Here is a 23,279-nt window from a genome sequence, read left to right on the forward strand (position 1 = left end):
GGATCAGGAACCGCCCTCGACGCGCAGCACGCTGGCGATCGAGCGGACGATGTCCAGCGAGCGGAGATCCTCCACGGTGGCGGCCAGGTTCGCGTCCGGCGCGCCGTGCGTGACGATCACCAGCGTGGCGTCGTCCTCCCGGCCGGACTGCCGGACGGTCGCGATGGACACCTCGTGCTTGGCGAACACGCCCGCCACCGTGGCCAGCACGCCCTGCCGGTCGGCCACGTCGAGGCTGATGTGGTAACGGGTGACCGACTCGCCGATCGGCCGGATCGGCAGGTGCGCGTACGAGCTCTCGCTCGGCGCGCGGGTGCCGGAGAGCCGGTTGCGGGCCGCCGCCACGATGTCGCCGAGCACGGCGCTGGCGGTGGGCGTACCGCCGGCTCCCCGGCCGTAGAACATCAGCTGCCCCGCGGCCTCGGCCTCGACGAAGACCGCGTTGAAGGCGTCGCCGACGCCGGCCAGCGGGTGGCTGCGCGGGATCATCGCGGGATGCACCCGGACGCTGACCGAGTCGGTGCCGGTCGAGTCCGGGCCGCGCTGGGCGATGCAGAGCAGCTTGATGGTGCAGCCCATCTCCTTGGCGCTGGCCACGTCGGCGGCCGTCACCCCGGTCATGCCCTCGCGGAACACGTCCGCGGCGGTGACCCGGGTGTGGAACGCCAGCGAGGCGAGGATGGCGGCCTTGGCGGCGGCGTCGAAGCCCTCGACGTCGGCGGTCGGGTCGGCTTCGGCGTACCCCAGCTCGGTGGCCTCGTCGAGCGCCTCGCCGAAGCCGGCCCCGGTGGCGTCCATCGACGACAGGATGAAGTTGGTCGTGCCGTTCACGATGCCGGTGACCCGGGTGACCCGGTCCCCGTGCAGCGACTCGCGCAGCGGGCGGAGCAGCGGGATCGCGCCGGCTACGGCGGCCTCGTAGTAGAGGTCGGCGCCGCCCTCGGCGGCGGCGTCGTGCAGGGTCGCGCCGTCCTCGGCCAGCAGGGCCTTGTTCGCCGTGACCACGCTCTTGCCGGCGGTCAGCGCCTCGGTGAGCCAGGTGCGCGCGGGCTCGATGCCGCCGACCACCTCGATCACCACGTCGACGTCGTCGCGTTTGACCAGGCCGAGCGCGTCGGTGGTGAACAGCGCCGGGTCGATGTCGCTGCCGCGCTGCCGGCCGGGGCGCCGCACGGCGATGCCGACGAGCTCCAGCGGGGCGCCGATCCGGGCGGTCAGGTCGGCCGACTGCTCGTGCAGCAGGCGGACGACCTCGGTGCCTACCGTGCCGCAACCGAGCAGGGCGAGCCGGATCGACGGCTTGCCTGCGGCGTCCAGTTCAGGGCTCATCCCACATCCAATGCGAGCAGATCATCTTCGGTCTCCCGGCGGACGATCACGCGGGACGCGCCGTCCCGCACGGCGACCACCGGCGGCCGGGGCACGTGGTTGTAGTTGCTGGCCATGCTCCGGCAGTACGCACCCGTACCGGGTACCGCGAGAAGATCTCCGGGCTGCACGTCGGCGGGCAGGAATTCATCCTTCACGACAATGTCCCCGGATTCACAATGCTTTCCCACGACGCGGGCGAGCAACGGGGGCGCCTCGGACGTCCGGCCCGCCAGCGTGGCGGAGTACGAGGCGTCGTAGAGGGCAGTACGGATGTTGTCGCTCATCCCGCCGTCCACGCTCACGTACGTCCGGATGCCGTCGACGTCCTTGACCGTGCCCACCTCGTACAGGGTGAACACGGCCGGTCCCACGATGGCCCGGCCGGGCTCGATCGAGAGCTTGGGGATCCGCAGCGCCGAGGCGTCGCACTCGCTGGCGATGATCTTGTTGATCCGCTTGGCCAGGTCGGCGGCCGGCGCCGGGTCGTCCTTCGTGGTGTACGCGATGCCGAAGCCGCCGCCGAGGTCCAGCTCGACCAGCTCGACCCCGCGCGCGTCGCGGATCTGCGCCTGCAGCTCCATCACCCGGCGGGTGGCGACCTCGAAGCCGGAGGTGTCGAAGATCTGCGAGCCGATGTGCGAGTGCAGCCCGTGCAGGTCGAGCACGCCCTCGTCGAGCACCCGGACGGCCGCCTCGAACGCCGCCCCGCCGGCCAGCGAGAAGCCGAACTTCTGGTCCTCGTGCGCGGTCGCGATGAACTCGTGGGTGTGCGCCTCGACGCCGACCGTCACCCGGATCAGCACCTTGGGCCGCTTGCCCGCAGCCTGGGCCAGCGCGGTCAGCCGCTCGATCTCCTGGAACGAGTCCAGGATGATCCGCCCCACGCCCGCGTCCAGCGCCCGGGTCAGCTCGGAGATCGACTTGTTGTTGCCGTGGAAGCCCATCCGCTCGGCCGGGAAGCCCGCCGCCAGTGCGACGGCCAGCTCGCCGCCGGAGCAGACGTCGAGGAAGAGGCCCTCCTCGTTGATGACCTTGACGACCGCCTTGCAGAGGAACGACTTGCCCGCGTAGTAGACGTCCGCGTCGGCGAAGGCGTCCGCGAAATCGCGGCAGCGCGCCCGCAGGTCGGCCTCGTCCAGCAGGTACGCCGGGGTGCCGTACAGCTGGGCCAGGTCGAGGACGCTCACGCCGCCGATCTCCAGGGCACCAGCGTCCGTGCGGGTCACGGTCCGCGGCCAGAGCTGCGGCACGAGCTCGTTCACGTCCTGCGGACTGCGCAGCCACGCCGGTCCCTGGTTACCGAGGTCGCCGTGCAGCGCCCCGGCCTCGTGTGCGCGCATGCTTACATCCTCTCCGGGGCGGTGACACCCAGCAGCGCCAACCCGTTGACGATCACCGTTCGGGTGGCGTCATTCAGCCACAGGCGGGCGCGCTGCAGGTCGGTGATCGGCTCGTCGCCCACCGGCAGCACCCGGCACTGGTCGTAGAACCGGTGGTAGTCGGCGGCGAGCTTCTCCAGGTAATGGGCGATCTTGTGGGGCTGCCGCAGCTCGGCCGCGACGGCCACCTCATCGGGATAGGAGGCCAGCCGCTTGAGCAGGCTGTGCTCCTTCTCGTGGCTGAGCAGCTCGGGCCGGAAGTCATCCGGCTCGCCGCGGGTCAGCCCGACATCCGCGGCCTGGCGATTGACGCCCGCGGTTCGGGCCGCGACATACCGGACGTAGTGCACCGGGTTGTCGTTGCTGGCCCGGGTCCACTGGGCGATGTCGATGTCGATCTGCGAATCCGACGAATAGCGGGCCAGCGCATAGCGGGCCGCGTCGACGCCGAGGGCGTCCACGAAATCCTCCAGCGTGATGACCGTGCCGGCCCGCTTGCTCATCCGCAGCGGCTCGCCGTCGCGGACCAGGTTGACCAGCTGGCCGATGAGGATCTCGAGGTTGGTCTCCGGGTCGTCGCCGAAGCACGCGACCATCGCCTTCATCCGGCCGAGGTAGCCGTGGTGGTCGGCGCCCAGCATGATCACGATGCGGTCGAAGCCGCGCTTGCGCTTGTCCAGGTAGTAGGCGCAGTCCGCGGCGAAGTAGGTCCAGTCGCCGTCCGACTTGCGCAGCACCCGGTCCTTGTCGTCGCCGAAGTCGGTGGTGCGCAGCCAGGTCGCGCCGTCCAGCTCGAAGATGTGCCCCTGCTCGCGCAGCCGGTCCAGGGCCTCCTGCAGCTCACCCCGGTCGTGCAGGTCCTTCTCGTTGAAGTACGTGTCGAAGTGCACGCCGAACTCGTCCAGCGACTGCCGGATCTCGGCGAACATCAGCCTGACGCCCTCGACCCGGAACACCTCGAGCGCCTCGGCCTCGCCCAGCTTCAGCGTCTCCGGCGCCCCGGCCAGCACCGCCGTGGCGATCTCCGCGATGTACGCGCCGCCGTAGCCGTCCTCGGGGGCCGGCTCACCCTTCGCCGCCGCGTACAGGGACTTGGCGAACCGGTCGATCTGCGAGCCGGCGTCGTTGAAGTAGTACTCGGTGCCGACCGAGGCGCCGGCCGCGCGCAGCAGCCGGGACAGCGCGTCGCCGACCGCGGCCCAGCGCACCCCGCCGATGTGCACGGGGCCGGTGGGGTTGGCGGAGACGAACTCCAGGTTGATCCGCTGGCCGGCCAGCCGGTCGGTGCGGCCGTACTCCTCCCCCGCCAGCACCACGTCGCGCGCCAGCACGCCGGCGGCGGCCGCGTCCAGGCGGATGTTCAGGAAGCCCGGGCCGGCGATCTCCACCGACTTGACGCCGGGACGGCTGCTGAGCTCGTCGGCGAGCGCCGCGGCCAGCTCACGCGGCGCGACACCGGCCTTCTTGGCGAGCTGCATGGCCATGGTCGACGCGTAGTCGCCGTGCTCGGGATTACGGGGTCGCTCCACCGTCGTGGTCTCCGGCAGCAGGGAGACATCCAGGCCGCGGGTGACGAATACGGCACGGGCAGCTGTGAGAACGGTGGCAGCGAGGTCAGCGGGAGTCACTGAGCCATGCTATCCGGGTAGACTTTGCCGCCCGGCGGCGTACCGGGGCCTGCTCGCGGGCCCGGCCCGACCTTTCCATCGGATTGACGAGGAACGATGAGCATGAGCACCCCGGGACCCGAGAGGGTCCCGTCCACCGTGAAGGTCGACAAGACGTCGGGCCAGGGCAAGCCGCCCGCGGCCAAGTCGGCCGGGGCCAAGCCCGGCGCTCGCCCCGGCTCCCGCCCGCCGCAGGGCAAGGGCGGCAAGGGCCGCAAGCCCACCGCGCCGGTCAAGGTCAGCGGCAGCCGCAACTGGGGCCCGATCGCGGTGGCCGGCGTGGTCGTGCTGGTCGCGGTGGGGATCATCGGGTACGGCGTGTTCGCCTCGATCAAGGGCACCGAGTCCTGGCAGGACCGCGCCGCCGGCATCGAGGGCATCGTCAACTACCGCGCGCAGAACAACGCGGCGATCAACTCGCAGGAGCACAAGGAAGGCCCGCAGACGTACGTGACCAACCCGCCCGTCGGCGGCGCGCACAACTCCGTCTGGCAGAACTGCATGGGCGACGTCTACGCCCAGCCGATCGCCAACGAGCACGCGGTGCACAGCCTCGAGCACGGCGCCGTCTGGGTGACCTACAAGCAGGGCCTCGCCGCCGACCAGGTCACCAAGCTCCAGGAGAAGGTGCAGGGCCGGGACTACATGTTCATGAGCCCGGTCGCCAACCTGGACAAGAACATCTCGCTGCAGGCCTGGGGCTACCAGCTCAAGGTCGACAACGCCGACGACAAGCGGATCGACCAGTTCATCAAGGACCTGCGCCTGAACGCCACCCTGGAGCCGAACGCGGCCTGCTCCAGCGGCAACACGACCACGGGCCCGCTCCAGGCCGCCGCCCCCGCGGGCAACTGATGAGCGTGTCGACCGAATCGAACACCCCGGCCCCGGCCGGCAACACCACTCCGATCAGCCGCGGCCGGTTCGGGGCGGCATGGCTCGCCGCCGCACTGGCCTTCGGCCTGGTCGTGGGCCTGGCGATCGGCCTGCTCGGCCCCCGCCTGAGCACCCCCGGCGACGACTCGGTCGAGGCCGGCTTCCTGCGCGACATGAGCACCCACCACGCCCAGGCGGTGGAGATGTCGATGATCGCCCACGCGAACTCGACAAACCCGAAGGTGGTCACGCTCAGCGCCGACATCGCACTGACCCAGCACGGCCAGATCGGCTACATGCAGGCCTGGCTGCGCGACTGGCACCTGAGCCCGACCAGCTCGTCGGCGCCGATGGCCTGGATGAAGGACGCGGCGGGCTCGGTGCAGAACGGCCTGATGCCCGGCATGGCCACCCCGGAACAACTCGCCGAGCTCCGCAAGGCGGCGAGCCCCACCCTGGACGTGCAGTTCCTGACCCTGATGCGGGCGCACCACCTGGGCGGCATCCACATGGCCGAGGAGATCATCGAGGAGTCCGACGACAAGGACGTGACCTGGCTCGCCGAGTCCCAGGTCCGCGGCCAGCAGAGCGAGATCAACCTGATCGACGCGATGCTGAAGGAGCTGCCGGCAAGCTGACGAGCGGCGCGCCGCGGAACCGGTTGGCGAGGCCTCCGCGGCGCCTGCTAGGCTCATTCTCGCTGAGCCCCCGTAGCTCAGGGGATAGAGCGTCGCCCTCCGGAGGCGAAAGCGCAGGTTCGAATCCTGCCGGGGGCACCCCAGGCTTAGCAGCGCAAACAAGGCCATTGACCAGGCGAAAGCCGGTTGATGGCCTTTCTTGTATGTCCGGTTGTCGCCGGGTCCCACACAATCTTCCGCTTGCTCGCGTCTCAACCTGGCTGCCGGAGGCGGTGGAGGACGTCGTTCAGCAGCGCCTCGGCGAGCTGATCGCGGTCGAGCCGGGCGGCCTCGGTGGGCGGCCCGCCGGAGGTGCTCATCGTGATGCTCACGGAGACCAGGTTGTGGCCGGCGAGTGCGTACTCCGCCAGCCACATCGTCACCACCGGGAGGGAACGGACCGAGGCGGTGAGCGTGAAGTCGGTGCGGAACGCCGGATAGGGCCCGCGCGGAGGCGGCCCCTCGGTGTACGAGCCCTCCGCGGTGCCGGTGTCGGACACCGGGCTGGGCATCGTGAGGTGCCCGCACTGTGCCGTCGCCTCCCGGTGCCGGGTGAAGTCGGGGACCGGCTCCCGGTACGAGACGATGCCGACCTCGACGGTGACATCGGCGTAGGGGCCCAGAGGCGTCTTGTACCGCTGGGCGGCGTCCGCGGTGCGGGGCCGGGCACGTTCGGCGTCGGTGCTGCGCGCAAGCGCCGCTCGGCAGGCCTCCGGCCGGAGGTCCAGGGGCTCCGCGGCGTCCGTGCCGTCTGTGTCGTCCGGAAGCCGGCGGTGCCCTGCGGGCAGCAGGTTGTCGATGCCGGCCAGCGCCGCGGTGACCGCGGCGGCGTCGAGCGGCCGGCCCGGGTCCCTGCCCTGGCCCGGATCGTCCGTGGCCGCCGGCGGCGTGGGCCGCACGCCGAGGACGGTGGGCGCCGCGTCGCGGGAGGCCAGGTAGTCCGACCAGTCGTGCGGCCCGACGGCCAGCGGCGGAATCGCCCCACCGACCAGCGCCATGCTGAACGCGACGATGACGACGCCCGTTCCGGCTCCGGCGGCCCAACCGCGGGTGCGCCGGCGGAGGCGGTGCGCCCGGCCGGCGAGGGCGACCAGCGCGGGCAGGGTCACCACGACCGCGACGAGAAGCTGCCACATCGGCCACCGGACCGCGGCCACCAGGGCGTCCACGTCGCGGCCCCGGCCGCCCGCGGTCGCGATGCCGAAGAGCACCACGCCGGCGAGGGCCGCGGTCGCGAACCCGGCGGCCAGCGCCGAGGGAACTTGCGGCAGCACCCGGGCCGGACTCCGGTCCGCGGGGTCGCTGGGGTGCGGGAACAGCAGCACCGCCAGGGCTGCCCAGCCGGCGCAGGCGCAGATCATCGACCGGTCGCTCATCAGCACGAACAGGGCGTCCTCGGAGTCGGCGGCGCCGATCCGCAGCTGCCAGGTGAGCCCGGCGGCCAAGCCACCCACGACGACCGCGACACCGGTCACGCGCAGCCCGGCCCTCCCCGGCCATCGGCTCCGCACCACCGGAGCGGCGGCGTCCGGGATCCACCGGTAAGCCAGCGCGGCGAGCGCGCTGCCCGTCAGGACGAGCAGCGGCGCCCACCGCCACTCCCACAGGCCGGCGCCCATCAGCCACGTCCGTACCCGGCTCGGGCTCCCATCGGGAAAGTAGTTGACCAGCGTCCACACCGACGTCGTGAAGGCCGTGGCCCATGCCGTGACCACGGCGACGATCGCACCAGCCGCCGACCACGCCCGGGCGGCCCGGCCCGGGGCGGGCACTGCGGCGGCGAGTCCGGCCGTCAGCACCGCCGTCCCGGCGGTGACCGCTGTCAAGACGCCGACGGCCGGCATCAGGTGACCGGCGAACAGGACGGGCACCAGCCCTCGGGCCGCCGTGGCGATACCACCGGGCGCCTGGGTGAGGAGGCCCGCGACCGTGCCCAGCACGGCGCCGGCGATCGGGCCGGACCAGCGTGGCGCGGAGCCCACCGCGGCGGCGATCCGGGCGCGGCGGCGCCACGCCGGGACGACGACGCACGCCCACAGCAGCCCGCCCAGCACCGCCGCGGCATTCAGCGCCAGCCGGCCGGACCGCCAGGCCCAGTCGGTCGCCGAGAGGACGATGTAGGCACTCTGCACCGTGAACATGGCGAGCACGCCGGCCACGGCGGTGACGGCGAACCCGCCCTCCCACCGTTGCGGCGCCACCGGATCGGCGTCGGCCCGCACCGCGGCCGGCGGATGCACCGTGAGGTTCCGCCTCGCCGAAGAGACGGCCCGGCGGACCGGACCGGCGACGCCGGCCGGGGTGCCCCGGTCCGTCACGGTGGTGCCGCCTTGCGGCCGGCCGAGCACGGCCCGCAGGGCGCCGGCAGAGCCGAGGACGTCGACGGCGTAGCGGTCCGCGGCGATCTCCCGCCGGCGCAGCAGGGCCGCGCGCAACCCCAGCACCACGGCGGACAGCACCACTGCCGAGAGCAAAGCCGGGAGGTACGCGACGAAGATGCCGGACCGTTGATGCGGCCACCGCACCAACGGGCTCAGTGCCAGCAGCAGGACCGGCACGCTGAGCCAGCCCGTCCACCACACCGCCGAGGCCCACACCACGTCGCGAGCCCGTACATGGGCGAGTTCGTGCAGCACCAGCACGTCGAACTGCGCCGGCTCGAGGTAGGCGTGGCCCAACGGGACCACGACCACCGGTGACCGGAAAGGCAGGCCGGTGGTGAACGCCTGCCGGCCGGCCGGAGACGGAGGGGTGATCACCAGCCGGGGCCGGCGCCGGCCGGTCAGCCCCAGCAGGTCACACCACTGCTCGAAGCGGTCCAGCGCACGCCGGGACGCCGCACCGGAGGCCGGGGACACGGCGTGCCCCGCCAGCCGCCTCCGGACCGCCAACCCGCCGCCGACCATCAACAGCAGCGCCGCCACGGGCAGCAGCAAGGCCCCCAGCAGCATGAACCGGCTCTGGTTCCGCGCGTTGCCGGAGATGCAGCCCCACACCTGGTCCCGTACCGCCGCGTTCCGCAGCCGCACGGAGTCGACCCCCTCGAGGGCCGTGCTGTCGATTCCCCGCTCGGCGAGACACCGGACGGCCGCAGCCGGGTACCGGGCGCTGGACGCGTCGCGCAGAGCCGTGGCGGCACCGCCGCCCAGCAGCCCCAGCGCCACCGCCACCAGCAGATACAGCGAGACCAGGCGGCGTGGGGAGGCGGCAGCCATCGTTCCGGCGACTGCGGGCCACGGCCGGGAGGAGACGGCCGCGCTAGTCATCGTCGGGGCGGGGCTCCGTCATCGCCCGGCACAGTGCGCCGTACACGGCGTCGGCGAGCATCGTGGCCTCGTCCGCCGACAGTCCGAGCGCCGCTCCGTGGCTTACACACGCCGACCGCAGCGCCTCCGCCTGGCCCGCGTCGAGGGGCACGGGCGCGGTCGGCAACGCGACCGCTTCGTCCCGGCTGGACCGCGCTCGCCGGCGCCACGGAAGGACCGGCCGGGGACGGGCGTGCCAGGCGGCGACCACAGCGGCACCCAGCACCTCCGCCGACGCGCCGAGCAGCACCGGAAGGATGACCTCGCCGAGCAGCAGGGGTTCGATCCCGGAGCCGACCGAGCCGCCGGTCCAGCCACGACGCGGCCCACCGGCACCGGCCTCCCACCGTGTCGCCACCGCCGTCAGCAGATCAAGCTGCTCCGGGACGGTGTCCATCACCACGCTTCGGGCAACCTCCACCAGATCGACCGTCGCGGGTTCGCCGGCGACCGGCGGGGGCCCACCGCTCTCATCCTGTGCCCGGTCAACCACACGGCCTCCTCATGACGGCTCCACCATGGACCCGTCACGATAGCCAGTCAGGACGACACAAAGTAGTACGCCGATATCACTCCGGAGCCCGACTTCGAATTCAAAGCAAGTACATTCAGGGCGTGAGCGATCCCGCACCCGGCCTGAACGCGGAGCAACTCGGTGCGTACTTCGCCCTGATGGAGGTCAGCAGCCTTCTCCAGTACGCGGTCGACGAGCACCTGCGCGCCGACGGTGACCTCAGCTACGTGCAGTTCCAGATCCTGGCCCGGCTGGTCGACGCGCCGGAGGGCCGGCTGCGGATGACCGACCTGGCCGACGGTGTCGTGTACAGCCGCAGCGGCCTCACCTACCAGGCGGGATTGCTGGACAAACGCGGCCTGATCACCCGCGCGCCGTCGCCGGACGACGAGCGCAGTGTCATGGTGACGGTCACCGACGCCGGCCGGGCCCTGGTCGCCCACGTGCTGCCCGGGCATGTCGACCGGGTCCGGCAGCTGCTGTTCGAACCGATGACCGGCCGGGACCTCGCCGCCCTCAGCACCATTCTCGGCCGCGTCCGCGACCACATGCGGGCCACCCCTCCCCGGTCCGCCAAACCCCGCGCCGGACGCAACCGAACCGGCTGAGAGGCGGAGCGAGGGATGGACCGGGCACTGCTGGCGGACTTTCTCCGGGCACGACGGGAGGGGCTGCAGCCGGAGGACGTCGGGCTGCCCCGTGGCTCGCGGCGCCGCACCGGAGGGTTGCGGCGCGAGGAGGTCGCGGTGCTGGCCGGCATGTCGGCCGACTACTACAGCCGGCTCGAGCAGCAGCGCGGTCCGATGCCGTCCGAGCAGATGCTGGCCGCCCTGGCTCGGGCGCTGAGTCTCAGCCCGAGTGAGCGGGAGCACCTGTTCGCCCTCGGCGGGCACTCGGCCCCGCGCCGCGTGCTGCGCGACGAGCAGGTCAGTCCGGTCATGCGGCGCATCGTCGAGCGTCTCTCGGACACGCCTGCGATGGTGCTCTCCCGGTTCGGCGAGACGTTGCTGCAGACCCGGTCGGCGGTTGCCCTGTTCGGCGACTACACCCGGTTCAGCAGCATGTCCCGCTACCTGGTCCACCGCTGGTTCACCGATCCGGCACAACGGGCCATCTATCCCCCCGAGGACCATGCGCTGCGCGGCCGGGTCTTCACTGTGGACATCCGGGCGGCGTACACGGCCGACCCGACGGGCACAGCCGGCGAGATCGTCGACACGCTGCTGGCGGTCAGCCCCGAGTTCGCCGAGGTCTGGCGGCGGCACGAGGTGGACGTCACCCACCACCACGAGCTCAAGCGTTACCGGCATCCCGAGGTGGGCGAGCTGGAGCTCTTCGGCCAGCGGCTGGTCGACCCCGACGAGGGCCAGGAGTTGCTGGTGTTCTCGGCGCGGCCCGGCTCACCGAGCGACGAGAAGCTCCAGCGCCTGATCATGACGAGCTGAGCCGCCCGTAGCCACGGACAGTTTGTCCCTGGATAACGGTGCCGTTCCCCAGGCCTCCGCTTCGCGCCACGCTTGATCAGTCGGAACGCGATCTCGGCGAGCTAGCTGCTTCGAATTCGAAGCGTGCTACGGTTGAGAAGTGCTTCGAATGCGAAGCACTCGAGTAGAGGGAAGAGACGAGGGCTTGCGATGAAGGCAGTGCGATTCCACGAGTACGGCGACCCGAGCGTCCTGCGGTACGAGGACGTCGAGCAGCCCGTCCCCGGCGCCGGGCAAGTGTTGATCCGGGTCGCCGCGACGTCGTTCAACGGCGTCGACGGCAACATCCGTGGGGGTTTCATGCAGGGCCCGATCCCGGTGACGCTGCCGCACACGCCGGGCATCGACGTGTCCGGCACGGTCGCAGCGCTGGGCGAGGGCGTGAGCGGCGCCGAGATCGGTGACCGGGTCGTCGGGTTCCTGCCGATGACGGCCGATGGCGCGGCCGCGGAGTACGTGGTCGCTCCGGCCGAGATCCTCGCTCCGGCGCCCACCAGCGTCCCCCTGGCCGACGCCGCCGCGCTGCCGATCGTGGGTCTCACCGCGTGGCAGGCGCTGTTCGACCACGCGCAGCTGGCGGCCGGCCAGCGGGTGCTGATCAACGGCGCGGGCGGCGCCGTCGGCGGGTACGCCGTTCAGCTGGCCAAGCGCGCCGACGCGTACGTGATCGCCACGGCCGGCGCTCGCAGCATCGATCAGGCCAAGGCCGCGGGCGCCGATGAGGTGATCGACCACACCAGCACCGAGGTGAACGCGGCGGTGAGCGAGCCGGTCGACGTCGTGCTCAACCTCGCCCCCATCGACCCGGCGCAGCTGGCCGCGCTGGTCACGCTGATCCGTCCCGGCGGAGTGCTGGTGAACACCACGGTGTGGATGCCCGCGCCCAGCGACGAGCAGCGCGGCGTACGCGGCATCAACCTGTTCGTCCGCAGCGACGCCGACCAGCTGTCCCGGCTGGTCGCGCTGATCGACTCCGGCGAGCTGCGCGTCGACGTCGCCCGGCGGGTCCCCCTGGCCGAGCTGCCGGCCGTGCACGCCCGGGCCGCCGCGGGCGACCTGCCCGGCAAGACCGTCATCGTCAATCCCACGGCCTGAGCCGCCTCCCGAGGAAGGAGAATCCTCGATGCCTCGGTGGGTCGGGTGGCCCTGGCCGTCACCCGTCGGCGATAGCAGGCTCGACGGTGAGGCCGCCCGCCTCTACGCACACCGGCGACGCCGTTTCACCCTCAGCTGCGCCGCCTTCCGCCTCGACCGCGTACTGCGCCCCGCGCGCATGCCTCGGAGGAGGAACGACCATGACCTACCACATCGAAAGCCGGATCCTGACCAGCCAGCCCACCGCGGTGATCCGCGACAGCCTGCCCGCCGCCCGGCTACCCGCCTGGTTCCCCGGCGTCTACGAGGAGATCCTGCGGCACCTGACCGCCGTCGGAGCCGCACCAGCCGGACCGCCGTTCGCCCGGTACACCTTCCACGACGACCTCGTCGACGTCGAAGCCGGGTTTCCTGTCACCGGCCCGGCGCCCGGCACCGGACGGGTGACCTCGTCGTCCCTGCCCGCCGGACCAGCGGCGGTCACCACCCACCACGGCTCCTACGAAGACCTCGCCCTCGCCCACGACGCCGTCACCGACTGGCTGAAGCTGCAGGGCCTCGAAGCAGCCGGAACACACTGGGAGATCTACTACACCAACCCCGCCGAGCTGCCCGACCCCGCCGCGTGGCGCACCGACCTGGTGATGCCGTACCGGGCCCGGTGAGGTGGGGCCGGTTCAATCGGCTCGGCTGGACCGGCGGTTCCCCACGCTGATGGTGAGGCTGATCGGCAGGTCGGGCCGGTCGAGGGCCTGGCGGACGTGAGCGAGGGCGTCATCCTCGATGCGGTGGTGCACTGCGGCGATGTCCGCGTCGTCGTCGGTGCGCACGGTGATCGCGAGCTGGGGATCGACGGGGCTGCCGTAGACCTTGGCGTGGCTGGTGTCGACGCCGCGGTAGGAGTTGATCTCCGCCGTGACGGCGTCGGTGAGGGCGTCGGCGTCCAGCGCCGCCGGCCCGCCGGATCGATCGGTGGCGATGGTGATGGCGCCGACGCGTGGGCGTGGCGTCAGGACGGCCAGGAGCCAGCGCAGCGCGAGCAGGGCCGCGATCACGCCGACGAGGGCGGCCGCCGGCCAGAACCAGAGGCTGTGGTCGCCGAGGTACCGGGCGGCGGCATTGTCGGTCAGGGGCCGGCCGGCGAGGTCGTGGCCGAAGACGTCGGTGCCGGCGAGGATCCCGACGGTGCCGGCGGCGAGCAGAGCCGCGCCGAGCAGGGTGAGCAGGGCGCGGTTGGTGCGGTCGGCGTACATCAGCGCTCCCGGGTGGTGACCCGGACCGACAGGGTCGGCGGGTGGCTCAGGTGCAGGGCGTCGAGCTGTCGCCGGGCTGTCTCGGTCAGGGTCGTCCGCAGCGCGCCCAGCCCGGCGGCACCGGCCGCCCGGGTGGTGGCGCGGACCCGGGCCCGGTGCCGCCGGACGGTGACCTGCACCTCGCTGACGCCGTCGATGCCGGTGACGGCTCGGCGCAGGCTGTGCGCCAGGCCGCCGCGGGTGATCGCGGCATCGGTGTCCGTGCCGGCGGCGGCGATCGGCAGCCGGGCCGGTCGCCGTGGTTTGAGCTGCGCGATGAGCAGCAGCAGCCCGGCACCGACCAGGCCGACGCTGAGCAGCACGACGGGGGCCGCGCCCCAGGAGGTGCGGGCGGCCCAGTGGTGCACACCGGGCCAGTCGAGCAGGACGGGGCGGTGCTGGGTGCGCTGCGCGATCACCTCGATCACCCCGACGGTCGCGGCGAAGACGACGCCGACGGCGAGCAGGAGCACCAGCAGGCGGTTGAGGACTCTCATGATCGAACTCGGCCGGTGATCAGTCCGGTGACGGTGATCCGGACCTCGGCGACGGTCAGCCCGGTCAGCTCCTGGACCCGGGTCCGGACCTGGTCGCGGACCTGGTCGCTGACCTGGCCGAGGGAAGCGGGCCAGCGGGCGCTGATGGCCAGGTCCAGATAGACGGTCCGGCCGTCGACGTCCGCGGTGGCCTTCGGCAGCTGGTGCAGGCCGGTACGGCGCAGACCCAGGTGCCCGGCGCCGGGCAACGCGTGGCCGAACATCCGCGGTGCGGCGCCGCCGGCGTCGGGGATCTCAAGGACGGCCCGTGCGGCGATCTTCTCGACCACCCGGTCGGCGATCACGACCTGTCCGAGTTCGGCCTCGTCCGCCAGGGGTGGGGTGCCGCTGAGCCGGTCCAGTTCGGCGGTGGGCGTCATCGGTGGCTCCGCAGGCCCTGCAGGTAGCCGCTCAGGTCGACGTCACCGGCGAGGACCCGGGCGACGGCGAAGCCGAGGCCGCCGAACAGGGCGACGATGAGCAGCTGTCCGAGGCCGCCGAAGGCCAGGGCGAAGCCCAGCGCCAGGCCGACGACGGTCCCCACGAACGTGCGGTTCATAACGTTCTCCTTTCCCGACCGTTCCGTAATCGGGACAGCCGGATGGGCGGGGGGTCTTCGATGTCGGCGACGACCACGTCGACGCGGTGCAGCGGCGCCACCGCGCTCGCCGCCGTGCGGATCTGCGCGGCGAGCTCGGTGGCCGGTTCCCAGCGGCTGCGGACCTGGATCAGGACCGTGCCGGCGGTGACGGTGATCCCGTCGATCCGGCGACCGGGAAGATAGGTGGACGCGCCGGAAGGCGGGCCGCCGACCAGATCCGCTACGGCCGGGCACCCGCACACCGCGGCGGCGACGAGGTCGACATCGACCCCGTCGACGACCGCGTCCTGGAGCCCGGCCACGACGGCGAGGGTCACGAGACCCGGGACTCGGGGCGGTCCTCGGGTGCTTCGGGCATGTGTACGTCGTCGACGCTGACGTTCACCTCGACGACGTTGAGGCCGGTCATCCGCTCGATCGCGGTCTTGACGTTGCGTTGGATGCTGCGGCCGAGGTCGGCGATGCTGATGCCGTACTCGACGACGATGTCCAGGTCGATCGCGGCCTCGGTCTCGCCGACCTCGACGCCGACGCCCTGGGCCACGTTCGGGCCGTTGCTGCCGGGGATGCGCTCGCGGATCGCGCCGAACGCGCGGGTGCTGCCGCTGCCCATCGCCTGCACCCCGGACACCTCGCGGCAGGCGATCCCGGCGACCTTCTGGACGACGTTCTCGGCGATGATGATCCTGCCCTCGGCCGTGTTGAGCCGGCTCTTCCGGGGCAGCGACGGCGCCTCCGGCATGCTGCGGGCCGGCATCGCCGGTGTGGCTTGATCGTTTTTGGTCAGCGTCGTAGTCATCAGAACCCCTGTTCCTAGGTGGTATGCCTGTCGGATGGGCTGTCCGCAGCGGGGGTCCGGGCTCGCAGATGCCCTTGTGTGTGTGCTCGGCTATGTCCTCTTTCAGGCTACTGATGCCGATAAGGTTCCGACGCGGAATCGACGTCTTCTTCTTCAGTCCCCGCGACGGTCACAGGTCGGGATGGTGGCCGGCGGCGCGCTGGCAGTTCTCGAGCCGTAGCCGGGCCGATTGCAGGCGCTCGCCCATGACCTGCAGGAAGCGGCTGGTCAGCTCGTAGCCCAGCGCCGGGTCACGCTGGCACAGGGCCCGGACCAGCGGGCCGTTGAAGGTCAGCGCGTGGGTGGTGGTGGTCGCGACCGCGCCGAAATGCCACCGGTACGGCGGGAACAGCCACGACCAGCCGAGGACCGCGCCGGGCTTGAGGGTCTCCAGCACGAAGTTGTCGTAGCCCGGCACCTCGGCGTCGAGGTACACCCGGCCGTCGGTGATCAGCCAGAACTGCTCGGCGGGCGTGCCCTGGCGGAAGATCCGGTTGCCGGCGTGGAACATCGACCGGCTGGTCAGCGGCGCCAGCAGGCTCAGCTGGTGCTCGGTCAGGTCGGCCAGGAACGGCTGGTCGGCAAGCATCTCGACGGTGGTGAACACGGCCCCTCCCCGGCGAACGATGGGCGGTCCCAGCGGGGACCGCTCCAGCAAACCGCGGGCGCGGGCGCCCGCATCAGGGCCGGGAGCCCGGCCGGTACGGGGCGAACGTCCCGCACCACCGGGCCGTCCCGTCCGCTCAGCTTGCCCGGGATCCTGGTGGCCGGCGGCGCTGTCCGCCCGGGGCCCGGGGTCGTTACTCGACCACGTCGATGACCTGATCGGTCGGCAGCCGCGGGGTGTGCGCGGGACCGGCGTGGTCCGGGTCGAGCGAGCCGAGCCGGACCACCAGATACGGGTAGCCGATGTCACCCAGCATCCGGCGCAGCTCGAAACGGGTGAACGGCACCTCGACGGGACTGCTGAGCGGCAGCAGGCTGACGCCGTGCTCGGTCGCCTTCAGCCACAGCGCGTCGAGCGCCTCGCCGGCGCGCAGCCAGTCGGCGGGCTCGTCGCCGGGGCCGTAGAGCACGCCGTAGGTGGCGGCCGCGTCGTGGCCGGCGCCCGGGGGCAGCGAGCCGGCGGCGCCGAAGTCGCGTTCGGCGACGGTGGTCAGCGGCACTTCCTGCGGCAGGCTCGCGGCGGGGATGCCGGTCCCGGCGGGCCGCTCGCCGCCCACCCAGGCCGCGGTCTCGGCCTGGAGCCGTTCGTCGGCGCCCTCGGCCTTCTGCGCGTGCTCGACCAGCACGGCCAGCTCGATGACCTGGTCGCGGGAGAGCACGTGCAGCCGGGCCCCGGCTGCCTCGCTGACCTGCACCAGGTCGTCCAGCACAGCCGGGGCGACCGGGTCGTCGGTGACCGTGCGCCGGTCGGTGTGCCGGACCTGGAGCTGCTCGAAGTGCCGGATCGCGGTCGGGTCGACCGGTCCCAGCTCGATCGGGTGGAGCACGGCGAGCGGGGCGTCGGCGGGCCGGTCGATCCGGTACGACCAGCCGGCCGCGGCCAACGCGATGCAGGCGTGGTGCAGGGCGGTGCCGCAGCTGGTCAGCAGCAGGTGCCCCTCCGGATCCTGGACGGGCAGCTGCCGGTCGGTGACGGCGTACAGCTCGAGCCGGTCGGGACGCACCACCCAGCGCCACGGCTGGGTGTTGTGCACCGAGGGCGCGTAGCGCGCGGCGTTCGCAGCCTGCTGGAGCGCCTGCTGACGGTGGGTGTCGGCTGCCATGGTGTCCTCCCGCCCGACTCCGGCCGGAGTCAGAGGTTGTCGATCGTGTAATCGAGTACGTATCGGTGCTGGGTGCCGAGGTTCTCGATGGTGCAGGTGCCGTGCAGCCCGAGCAGCTCGCCGGTGCCGGAGTCGGGCACAACCGTGACGCTCAGTCCGCCTTCGCCGCGGCGCATCGTCCCGGTGTGCTGCAGCACGAAGGCGCCCTGCCGCCCGTCCAGCGTGCCGGTGACCTGTTCGAGGGCGACGTAGGCGGCGGAATCCTCGATCGGCGTGCCGACCGTCAGCATCTGCGCGACGCCGCTGCCGGTCAGCCCGCCGGTGTAGCTCTTGGTCACCCGCATCCGGCCGATGATCTCATCGTCCGCCTCAAGCGGGTCGAAAGCGACCCGGAACTCGCCATGGGTGGTGTTCTTCACCATCACACCTAATCAGGTACGGCCGGAGCACGGTCGCCGTTCCCGGCAGTTGTCCGGCTCACGCCCCGGCGAGCTTGGCCTTCATCGCCTCCGCGAGGGCCAGCGCCCCGTTCAGCGGCCGCACCATCACGGTCAGCTCGGCGATGGCGCCACTCTCGTGGTATTGCAGGAAGTCGCAACCCTCCAGCTCACGCTCACCGACCCGGGTCCGGAACACCAGCGCCTGATCCACTGCGTCCGGCGCGCCGATCTCCCGCACGTACCGGAAATCCTCGAAGACCTCGAGGACCGCGCGCAGGACCGTGCCGACGGCCTCGCGCCCCCGGTACGGCGTGAACGCGATCGGGCTGTGGAAGACCACGTCATCGGCCATCAACGCGACGGCGGCGGCGATGTCACGCGCCTCGACGGCGGCTCGGAACTGCTGCACGGGGCGACCTCTGTCCTCATTGTCGACTGGCTGCGGCTCAGGCTACGCCCCGGTCCCGATCGCCCGGACAATGGATCACTCCATTTCGTCTGACCAATACCCGGCAATCGGGAATCGAAAGTAGACACTCCATCGGTATTGACGGCCTCGGCGGCGGAATCCTACGCTGGGCCGGCATCGTACGTACGGGGCAACTATCCGGGAGACACCCGCTAGTTGGAGGATGATGTGAATCACGGGGAGAACCGGCACGGAGCCGGCAGAAGAATTCGCCGATCAGCCACGGTGGCCGCTATTTCGACGGCCGCATTCGTGGCGGCCGGCGTGATCGCGCCGACCGCGGCGCTGGCACACGGCCAGACCGTGTTCCTGGACAGGGCCGGCTGTGGCTACTCGGGCTACAGCAACCACGGCTACGCCGAAACGAGGCGCTACAGCGGCAGCTGCTCCGGCCACGCCTGGCTGCGGATCAACTGGCAGGGCAACCTGAGCAGCTGGACGCACGGCCTGCCCGAGGTGCACGTGAGCGTGCCGAACGGCACCGGCATCGCATACAGCCAGCACAAGTCGTGCGAGAGCTGCGGCGCCGTGACGATCCTGCACTAGGCGCACCGATGCGGCCACGCTGGATCATGCTCGTGGCCGGCGCGCTACTGCTGGGACCGGCCGGTTGCACCGGACCGGCCGACCGGGTCGACGGTCCGCCGCCGGCCGGCCGGTCCTCGCAGTCCGTGAGCCCCGACGAGCGCGCCGAGGGGCTCGCGGCGCAGCGACGCCTGCTGGCCGACCGGGTCGCGAGCCGCGACGATTACGAAACCTCGGTGGGCGGGCTGCAACGATGCCTCGCCGCCCACGGAATAGCCCTGGTGAACAAGGGCTGGAATCCCGTCGATCAATTGTCGATGATGATCTGGTATCGAGCCACCGACAAACCCGATGAGTACGTCACCGGATACGGCGACAGCTGTTTCGAGGCATATCTTTCGGCGGTCGACGACGAATACCGGAAAACCGCCGCTCCCACCATGGAGCCACGCCTGCTGACATCGGCACGAGCCTGTCTGGTCACGCACGGAATAACCCCGCGCGGCGGCGAGAAGAGCATGGCCGACCTGCTGGCGCTCAGCGAGGAGAGCGAGCCGGTGACGACCTGCGTGAAGCAGGGCGTGAGCCAGCTCTATCCCGGCATTCCCGTGCCCCTGGGCTGGTAGCTCGCGGGCGGCGCCGCCACCGGCGCGGCGCCGCCACGGGTCAGCCGTCCCGGTGCGGCAGGCCGAAGTGCGCGACGATCCGGTCCGCGGCCTCGCCCGCGCCGGGATCGGTGGTGTCGAGCCGCAGGTAGTCGCCTGGAGCTTCCTCGAAGACCCCGGTGCGGAAGCCCGACGATGAACAGCAGTGAGGGAACCATCGGCGCAGCCCAGAGCCCTCGGCCGGGTACCGGGGGCCCCAGGTGCGCGGCTAGCTGCCGGAGATCGTGAACTGCGAGCCCGGCTGGATCACGACGTTGCCGTCCGCCGAGTTGGTGATCGTCACGTTCGACAGTGTCGCGTTGCCGCGGGCGCCGCTCATCGCCAGGATGCCGGCGCCGTTGTTCGACTTGTCGATCTTGACGTTGGTGATCGCGACGTTCGGCATGGTGCCGCCGCCGTTCTTGAACTGGATGCCGTCGTAGGTCGAGTCGACGATGTCCGTGTCGCGGATCGTCACGCCCGTGATGTCCTTCGTGGACGGGAACAGGGTGATCGCGCCGAACTCCTGGTCCTCGTTCCAGAAGGCGCCGCCGGTGCGGTACAGGCCGTTGTTGGCGATCAGTGTCGTGCCGGAGAACGGCAGCGGGCTGTGGTCGGTCGCCAGCATGATGCCCGGGTAGTTCATCGTGTCGTAGATCAGGTTGTTCTCGACCGAGTTGTGGTAGCCGCCGTAGATGGCGGCGCCGTTCGCCCGCCAGGTCAGCTGGATCGTGTTGTTCAGGAAGTGGTTGTCGTGCGCGATGTCCACCGCCTGGTCTTTCACGTACGGGTTGGCCCAGACCGCCAGCGAGTCGTCACCGGTGGTGCGGAACGACGAGTTGAAGACCTTGCTGTTCCGCGTACCGTTGGAGAAGTTGATCCCGTCCGCGTAGGTGTTGCGGATCCGCATGCCGGAGAAGTCCAGGCCGTCGCCCGGGTTCCAGTAGGCCGGGGTGTCCGAGTAGTCGCGGCCGACCCACGCGCCGACGTTGACGTGCTCGATCCAGACGTTGCTGATCTTCGTGTTCTTGCCGAACCGGCCGTTGAGGCCGTGGCCGCGGTTGGCCCGGTTCGTGGTCATGCCGAAGATGGCCAGGTCGGAGATCTGGGTGTTGTCGTCGATGTCGAAGCCGACGTTGCCCTCGTGCGGGTGGTTGATGTTGCCGGTCACGTTCTGCGGCTCGGTGTTCGTGTACAGCTGCGAGTGCCACATGCCGGCGCCGCGGATCACCACGTTCCGGATGCCGCGCTGGTTGTACTGCCCGCGGGCCGGGTCCGGCGAGAGGATCTTCTGCTCCTGGCGCCACTGGCCCGCCGGGATCCAGACGCAGCCGATCACGCCGTTCTGGTCGTCGGTGACCGCCCGCTGGATCGCGGCCGAGTCGTCCACGCCGTCGTCCGGCACCGCGCCGTAGGTGGTGATCGAGGTGCAGTCGGCCGGCTTGCTCGCCGCAGGTGCCACCTGCTCCAGGTCGATCAGGTCGACGATGTAGAACGCGGCGTTGTCGCCCGAGTCCCGCTGCAGCTTGAACCTCGTGCCCGCCGGGTACGACTGCGCGAGCAGCGCGTGTGACTCGTCGAAGAGCCGGCGCGCGTCGGCCGACGGCGAGTTGGACAGCGACTCGGTGTCGTCGGTCGTGCCGTAGAGCCAGCTGTTGCGCGACGACAGCGTCAGCTTCTGCACGAACGTGTCGTTCGCGTACAGGCTCAGGCTGGCCGTCTGGCCGCCGCCGCCCGGCGCGTCCGGGATGGAGTTGCGCACGACGATGGAGTTGGCCTGGTTGGTCGAGGTGAACTCGACGAACTGGCCGGTGGCGGTCAGCCGCACCGACTTGCGCCCCGACGACTCGGTGGCGAAGTTGGTGTGCCCGAACGTCCGCAGCGGATCGGTCTCCAGCAGCGTGCCCTGGTACCGCGCCGCCTCGGCCTCGTACTCGACGTACGGCACCGCGGCGCCGCGGCCGACGACCACCGACCGGGCCAGCGTGTTGTTGTTCTCGTTGGTCTCCGCGACCGCGTTGGTCGCGTCCGCGGTGGCGGTCAGCGTGGCGCCGCCGCTGGTGGCGGTCCAGGTGCCGCTGATCGCCACGGCCGCGGTGGCCCCGGCCGTGATCGCCGCGGTGGCGCCGTTCAACGTGCTGCCGCCCACCACCAGTCGGGTGGTGGAGGCGCCGGCGGCGGAGGTGCCGCGGTTGTTGACCGCGACGGTGAACGAGACCGCCGCACCGACGGCCGGGTTCGCCGGGTTCGGCGTGATGCCGACGACCTGCAGGTCCGGGCCGGGCGCCGGGCCGACGACCAGTTCCGTGGCCGCGGTGAAGGTGTTGTTGTCGTTGTTCTGCTCGACGACCGTGTTGGCCGGGTCGACCGTCGCGGCGACGCTGTAGCTGCCCATCGGCCGCGCGCCGACGTTTGCGGAGACCGTGGCCGAGGCGCCGACGGCGAGCGCGCCCACCGGGGCACTGCCCACGACGGTGCCGCCCAGCTTGAAGTCCACCTTGGTCGCCGCGGCGGCCGCGGTCCCCTGGTTCTTCACCGTGGCGGAGAGGGTGATCGCGGACGCCTCGCTCGGCGCCGCGGGCGTCCAGGTCGCCGCCGTGACGATCAGGTCCGGGTTCGGCGCCGCGGTGCCGAGCACCTGCAGGTCGGCGACCTGCCCGCCGGGCGCGCCGGTGTTGCTGAAGATCTGCAACTGCACGTCCGCCACCCGGCCGGTGACCGGGATGGTGACGGAGTTCTGGTTCGTCGCCGGGTTGAACGAGTAGTCGGCCCGGGCCTTCAGCGAGGTGAACCCGGTGGCGGTCTGCGCCCGGCCGAGCACCTGGATGCCCTGGGTACGCGTACCCCAGATCGGGTCGGGGTTGAGCTTGACCACCACGCCGGTGATGTCGGCGTCGGCGCCGAGCTTGACGGTCAGCGTGGCCGGGAAGCCGTTGGACTCCCAGTAGCTGGTCGGGCTGCTGTCGTTGGCGTTGCCGGCGACGAACGTGTAGACCGACGACGACGCCTCGATCGGCTTGCCGCTCGCCAGGTTCGTACCGGCCGGCGGGTCGGGATCCGGGTCCGGATCGGTGCCGCCGACCCCGTAGATCTCCAGTTCGGACAGTTGCGCGGCGGGCCAGCCGGTGTTGCCGGTGATGACCACCCGCACGTACCGGACGGTCGCCGTGGCGAAGGAGATCGTCACGGTGTTGGCCGAGGCCGGATCGAAGATCCGTCCGGCCGAGCCGGACAGCACGCCGAAGCTGCCGCCGTCGGTGCTGCCCTGCAGGCTGAGAGTCTGGGTACGCGCACCCCACGCGGTCGCGGGCGGCAGCTTCAGCACCACCTGATCCACGGCGACGCTGCCGCCGAGGTCGATCTGCGCCCACTGCGGGAACGCGTTCGACGGGCTCTCCCAGTAGCTCTGGGCGTTGCCGTCGTTGAGGTTGCCGGCGCCGTAGGGGCCGTTGGCGCCGCTGGCCGAGGCCGTCTTTCCGGCGGCGAGGTTGGGGCCGCCGGCGGCGTGGGCGGGGGTGGGGGCGAGCGCCGCGGCGGCGACCAGGCCGGCCGCGGCGAGGCTGCTGAACAGCCGTCTGCTGAGCTGCTTCCGTTTCATGGCGTCCTTGTTCTGTGAGAACGACAGAGGGGATGACCCCACGCCGCACCGCCGGTCGGGTACGCGGCAGCGCGGCGCGAGGGAGAGGTGCGCCGACTCGGAGTGATGGGATCTTTCGGCCCGCTACACAGAAATTTCGCGGTGCCTGCCAACTTCTTGCGGTGCGGGGCATTCAATGTTTCAGATATGTCACTGGTTC

At 71.5% G+C, this 23,279-nt stretch carries 24 protein-coding genes and 1 tRNA gene; 9 read left to right on the forward strand and 16 right to left on the reverse strand.

All coding sequences use genetic code 11. The features are described from left to right. Nucleotides 1-3 precede the first annotated feature (3 nt). From ACIBQZ_RS31590 to argS, 3 genes are read right to left on the reverse strand one after another with little or no spacing between them, the layout of a single operon-like run. Nucleotides 4-1,293 carry a homoserine dehydrogenase gene (locus ACIBQZ_RS31590; protein ID WP_396092574.1) on the reverse strand — a complete coding sequence of 430 codons (1,290 nt, stop codon included), beginning with the start codon at nucleotides 1,291-1,293 and terminating at the stop codon, nucleotides 4-6. A gap of 32 nt (nucleotides 1,294-1,325) precedes the next feature. After that, nucleotides 1,326-2,711, reverse strand: a complete 1,386-nt coding sequence (lysA, locus tag ACIBQZ_RS31595; RefSeq protein ID WP_396092473.1) for a diaminopimelate decarboxylase — start codon at nucleotides 2,709-2,711, stop codon at nucleotides 1,326-1,328. 2 nt (nucleotides 2,712-2,713) lie between these two features. Further along, a complete protein-coding gene (gene argS, locus ACIBQZ_RS31600; protein WP_396092474.1) occupies nucleotides 2,714-4,378 on the reverse strand; it encodes an arginine--tRNA ligase in 1,665 nt (554 codons plus the stop codon). 96 nt (nucleotides 4,379-4,474) lie between these two features. Between argS and ACIBQZ_RS31605 the strand changes: the two genes are divergently transcribed. The 3 genes from ACIBQZ_RS31605 (at nucleotide 4,475) to ACIBQZ_RS31615 (ending at nucleotide 6,069) form a co-directional block, all read left to right on the forward strand. Beyond that, nucleotides 4,475-5,272 carry a DUF3105 domain-containing protein gene (locus ACIBQZ_RS31605; protein ID WP_396092475.1) on the forward strand — a complete coding sequence of 266 codons (798 nt, stop codon included), beginning with the start codon at nucleotides 4,475-4,477 and terminating at the stop codon, nucleotides 5,270-5,272. Further along, nucleotides 5,272-5,931, forward strand: a complete 660-nt coding sequence (locus ACIBQZ_RS31610) for a DUF305 domain-containing protein (RefSeq protein WP_396092476.1) — start codon at nucleotides 5,272-5,274, stop codon at nucleotides 5,929-5,931. Before ACIBQZ_RS31605 ends, ACIBQZ_RS31610 begins: the two co-directional genes overlap by 1 nt. Before the next feature lie 66 nt (nucleotides 5,932-5,997). Beyond that, nucleotides 5,998-6,069 (forward strand) — tRNA-Arg (locus ACIBQZ_RS31615). A 113-nt stretch (nucleotides 6,070-6,182) separates the two neighbouring features. Here ACIBQZ_RS31615 and ACIBQZ_RS31620 read toward each other — a convergent pair. Together ACIBQZ_RS31620 and ACIBQZ_RS31625 are read right to left on the reverse strand one after the other, a co-directional pair. After that, nucleotides 6,183-9,185 carry a M48 family metalloprotease gene (locus tag ACIBQZ_RS31620; RefSeq protein ID WP_396092477.1) on the reverse strand — a complete coding sequence of 1,001 codons (3,003 nt, stop codon included), beginning with the start codon at nucleotides 9,183-9,185 and terminating at the stop codon, nucleotides 6,183-6,185. 43 nt (nucleotides 9,186-9,228) lie between these two features. Continuing rightward, nucleotides 9,229-9,696 carry a hypothetical protein gene (locus ACIBQZ_RS31625; protein WP_396092478.1) on the reverse strand — a complete coding sequence of 156 codons (468 nt, stop codon included), beginning with the start codon at nucleotides 9,694-9,696 and terminating at the stop codon, nucleotides 9,229-9,231. A gap of 194 nt (nucleotides 9,697-9,890) precedes the next feature. On the opposite strand from ACIBQZ_RS31625, the gene ACIBQZ_RS31630 reads away from it, so the two are divergent. The 4 genes from ACIBQZ_RS31630 to ACIBQZ_RS31645 all read left to right on the forward strand — a co-directional run bounded on the left by ACIBQZ_RS31630 (nucleotide 9,891) and on the right by ACIBQZ_RS31645 (nucleotide 13,033). After that, entirely contained in the window at nucleotides 9,891-10,397 is a 507-nt protein-coding gene (locus ACIBQZ_RS31630) for a MarR family winged helix-turn-helix transcriptional regulator (protein WP_396092479.1), read from the forward strand. Nucleotides 10,398-10,412: 15 nt separating this feature from the next. Next, entirely contained in the window at nucleotides 10,413-11,234 is an 822-nt protein-coding gene (locus ACIBQZ_RS31635) for a helix-turn-helix transcriptional regulator (protein ID WP_396092480.1), read from the forward strand. 189 nt (nucleotides 11,235-11,423) lie between these two features. Then, the gene (locus tag ACIBQZ_RS31640; protein ID WP_396092481.1) at nucleotides 11,424-12,368 is read left to right on the forward strand and encodes an NADP-dependent oxidoreductase; all 945 of its coding nucleotides are present in this window, start codon (nucleotides 11,424-11,426) and stop codon (nucleotides 12,366-12,368) included. 200 nt (nucleotides 12,369-12,568) lie between these two features. Beyond that, complete coding sequence (locus ACIBQZ_RS31645) at nucleotides 12,569-13,033, forward strand: GyrI-like domain-containing protein (protein WP_396092482.1); 465 nt, start codon at nucleotides 12,569-12,571, stop codon at nucleotides 13,031-13,033. 12 nt (nucleotides 13,034-13,045) lie between these two features. Here ACIBQZ_RS31645 and amaP read toward each other — a convergent pair whose 3' ends face one another. The 10 genes from amaP to ACIBQZ_RS31695 all read right to left on the reverse strand — a co-directional run bounded on the left by amaP (nucleotide 13,046) and on the right by ACIBQZ_RS31695 (nucleotide 18,253). Further along, on the reverse strand, nucleotides 13,046-13,621 hold the full coding sequence (gene amaP, locus ACIBQZ_RS31650) for an alkaline shock response membrane anchor protein AmaP (RefSeq protein WP_396092483.1): 576 nt from the start codon (nucleotides 13,619-13,621) through the stop codon (nucleotides 13,046-13,048). Further along, entirely contained in the window at nucleotides 13,621-14,157 is a 537-nt protein-coding gene (locus ACIBQZ_RS31655; protein ID WP_396092484.1) for a DUF6286 domain-containing protein, read from the reverse strand. Before ACIBQZ_RS31655 ends, amaP begins: the two co-directional genes overlap by 1 nt. Beyond that, nucleotides 14,154-14,576 (reverse strand): Asp23/Gls24 family envelope stress response protein, encoded by a 423-nt coding sequence (locus ACIBQZ_RS31660; protein WP_396092485.1) that lies wholly within the window; start codon nucleotides 14,574-14,576, stop codon nucleotides 14,154-14,156. Before ACIBQZ_RS31660 ends, ACIBQZ_RS31655 begins: the two co-directional genes overlap by 4 nt. Further along, nucleotides 14,573-14,755: a hypothetical protein gene (locus ACIBQZ_RS31665; RefSeq protein WP_396092486.1), complete on the reverse strand. Its 183-nt coding sequence runs from the start codon at nucleotides 14,753-14,755 to the stop codon at nucleotides 14,573-14,575. The genes ACIBQZ_RS31660 and ACIBQZ_RS31665 overlap by 4 nt, the downstream gene beginning before the upstream one ends. Further along, nucleotides 14,752-15,099 (reverse strand): hypothetical protein, encoded by a 348-nt coding sequence (locus tag ACIBQZ_RS31670; protein ID WP_396092487.1) that lies wholly within the window; start codon nucleotides 15,097-15,099, stop codon nucleotides 14,752-14,754. Before ACIBQZ_RS31670 ends, ACIBQZ_RS31665 begins: the two co-directional genes overlap by 4 nt. Nucleotides 15,100-15,110: 11 nt before the next feature. Further along, a complete protein-coding gene (locus tag ACIBQZ_RS31675; protein ID WP_396092488.1) occupies nucleotides 15,111-15,596 on the reverse strand; it encodes an Asp23/Gls24 family envelope stress response protein in 486 nt (161 codons plus the stop codon). Between the two features lie 169 nt (nucleotides 15,597-15,765). After that, complete coding sequence (locus ACIBQZ_RS31680) at nucleotides 15,766-16,242, reverse strand: cyclic nucleotide-binding domain-containing protein (protein WP_396092489.1); 477 nt, start codon at nucleotides 16,240-16,242, stop codon at nucleotides 15,766-15,768. A 193-nt stretch (nucleotides 16,243-16,435) separates the two neighbouring features. Beyond that, a complete protein-coding gene (locus ACIBQZ_RS31685) occupies nucleotides 16,436-17,404 on the reverse strand; it encodes an Acg family FMN-binding oxidoreductase (protein ID WP_396092490.1) in 969 nt (322 codons plus the stop codon). Nucleotides 17,405-17,433: 29 nt separating this feature from the next. Then, a complete protein-coding gene (locus tag ACIBQZ_RS31690) occupies nucleotides 17,434-17,826 on the reverse strand; it encodes a DUF3224 domain-containing protein (RefSeq protein ID WP_396092491.1) in 393 nt (130 codons plus the stop codon). A 55-nt stretch (nucleotides 17,827-17,881) separates the two neighbouring features. Continuing rightward, nucleotides 17,882-18,253: a nuclear transport factor 2 family protein gene (locus ACIBQZ_RS31695; protein WP_396092492.1), complete on the reverse strand. Its 372-nt coding sequence runs from the start codon at nucleotides 18,251-18,253 to the stop codon at nucleotides 17,882-17,884. A 285-nt stretch (nucleotides 18,254-18,538) separates the two neighbouring features. Between ACIBQZ_RS31695 and ACIBQZ_RS31700 the strand changes: the two genes are divergently transcribed. Together ACIBQZ_RS31700 and ACIBQZ_RS31705 are read left to right on the forward strand one after the other, a co-directional pair. Then, entirely contained in the window at nucleotides 18,539-18,859 is a 321-nt protein-coding gene (locus ACIBQZ_RS31700; RefSeq protein WP_396092493.1) for a hypothetical protein, read from the forward strand. 8 nt (nucleotides 18,860-18,867) lie between these two features. Beyond that, nucleotides 18,868-19,464 (forward strand): hypothetical protein, encoded by a 597-nt coding sequence (locus ACIBQZ_RS31705; protein ID WP_396092494.1) that lies wholly within the window; start codon nucleotides 18,868-18,870, stop codon nucleotides 19,462-19,464. A gap of 247 nt (nucleotides 19,465-19,711) precedes the next feature. On the opposite strand, the gene ACIBQZ_RS31710 is transcribed toward ACIBQZ_RS31705, so the two are convergent. Continuing rightward, entirely contained in the window at nucleotides 19,712-23,080 is a 3,369-nt protein-coding gene (locus ACIBQZ_RS31710) for a CARDB domain-containing protein (RefSeq protein WP_396092495.1), read from the reverse strand. Nucleotides 23,081-23,279 lie beyond the last annotated feature (199 nt).

Origin of the sequence: Actinoplanes sp. NPDC049599 (genome assembly GCF_044465625.1) — a bacterium.
Lineage (GTDB): Bacteria > Actinomycetota > Actinomycetes > Mycobacteriales > Micromonosporaceae > Actinoplanes.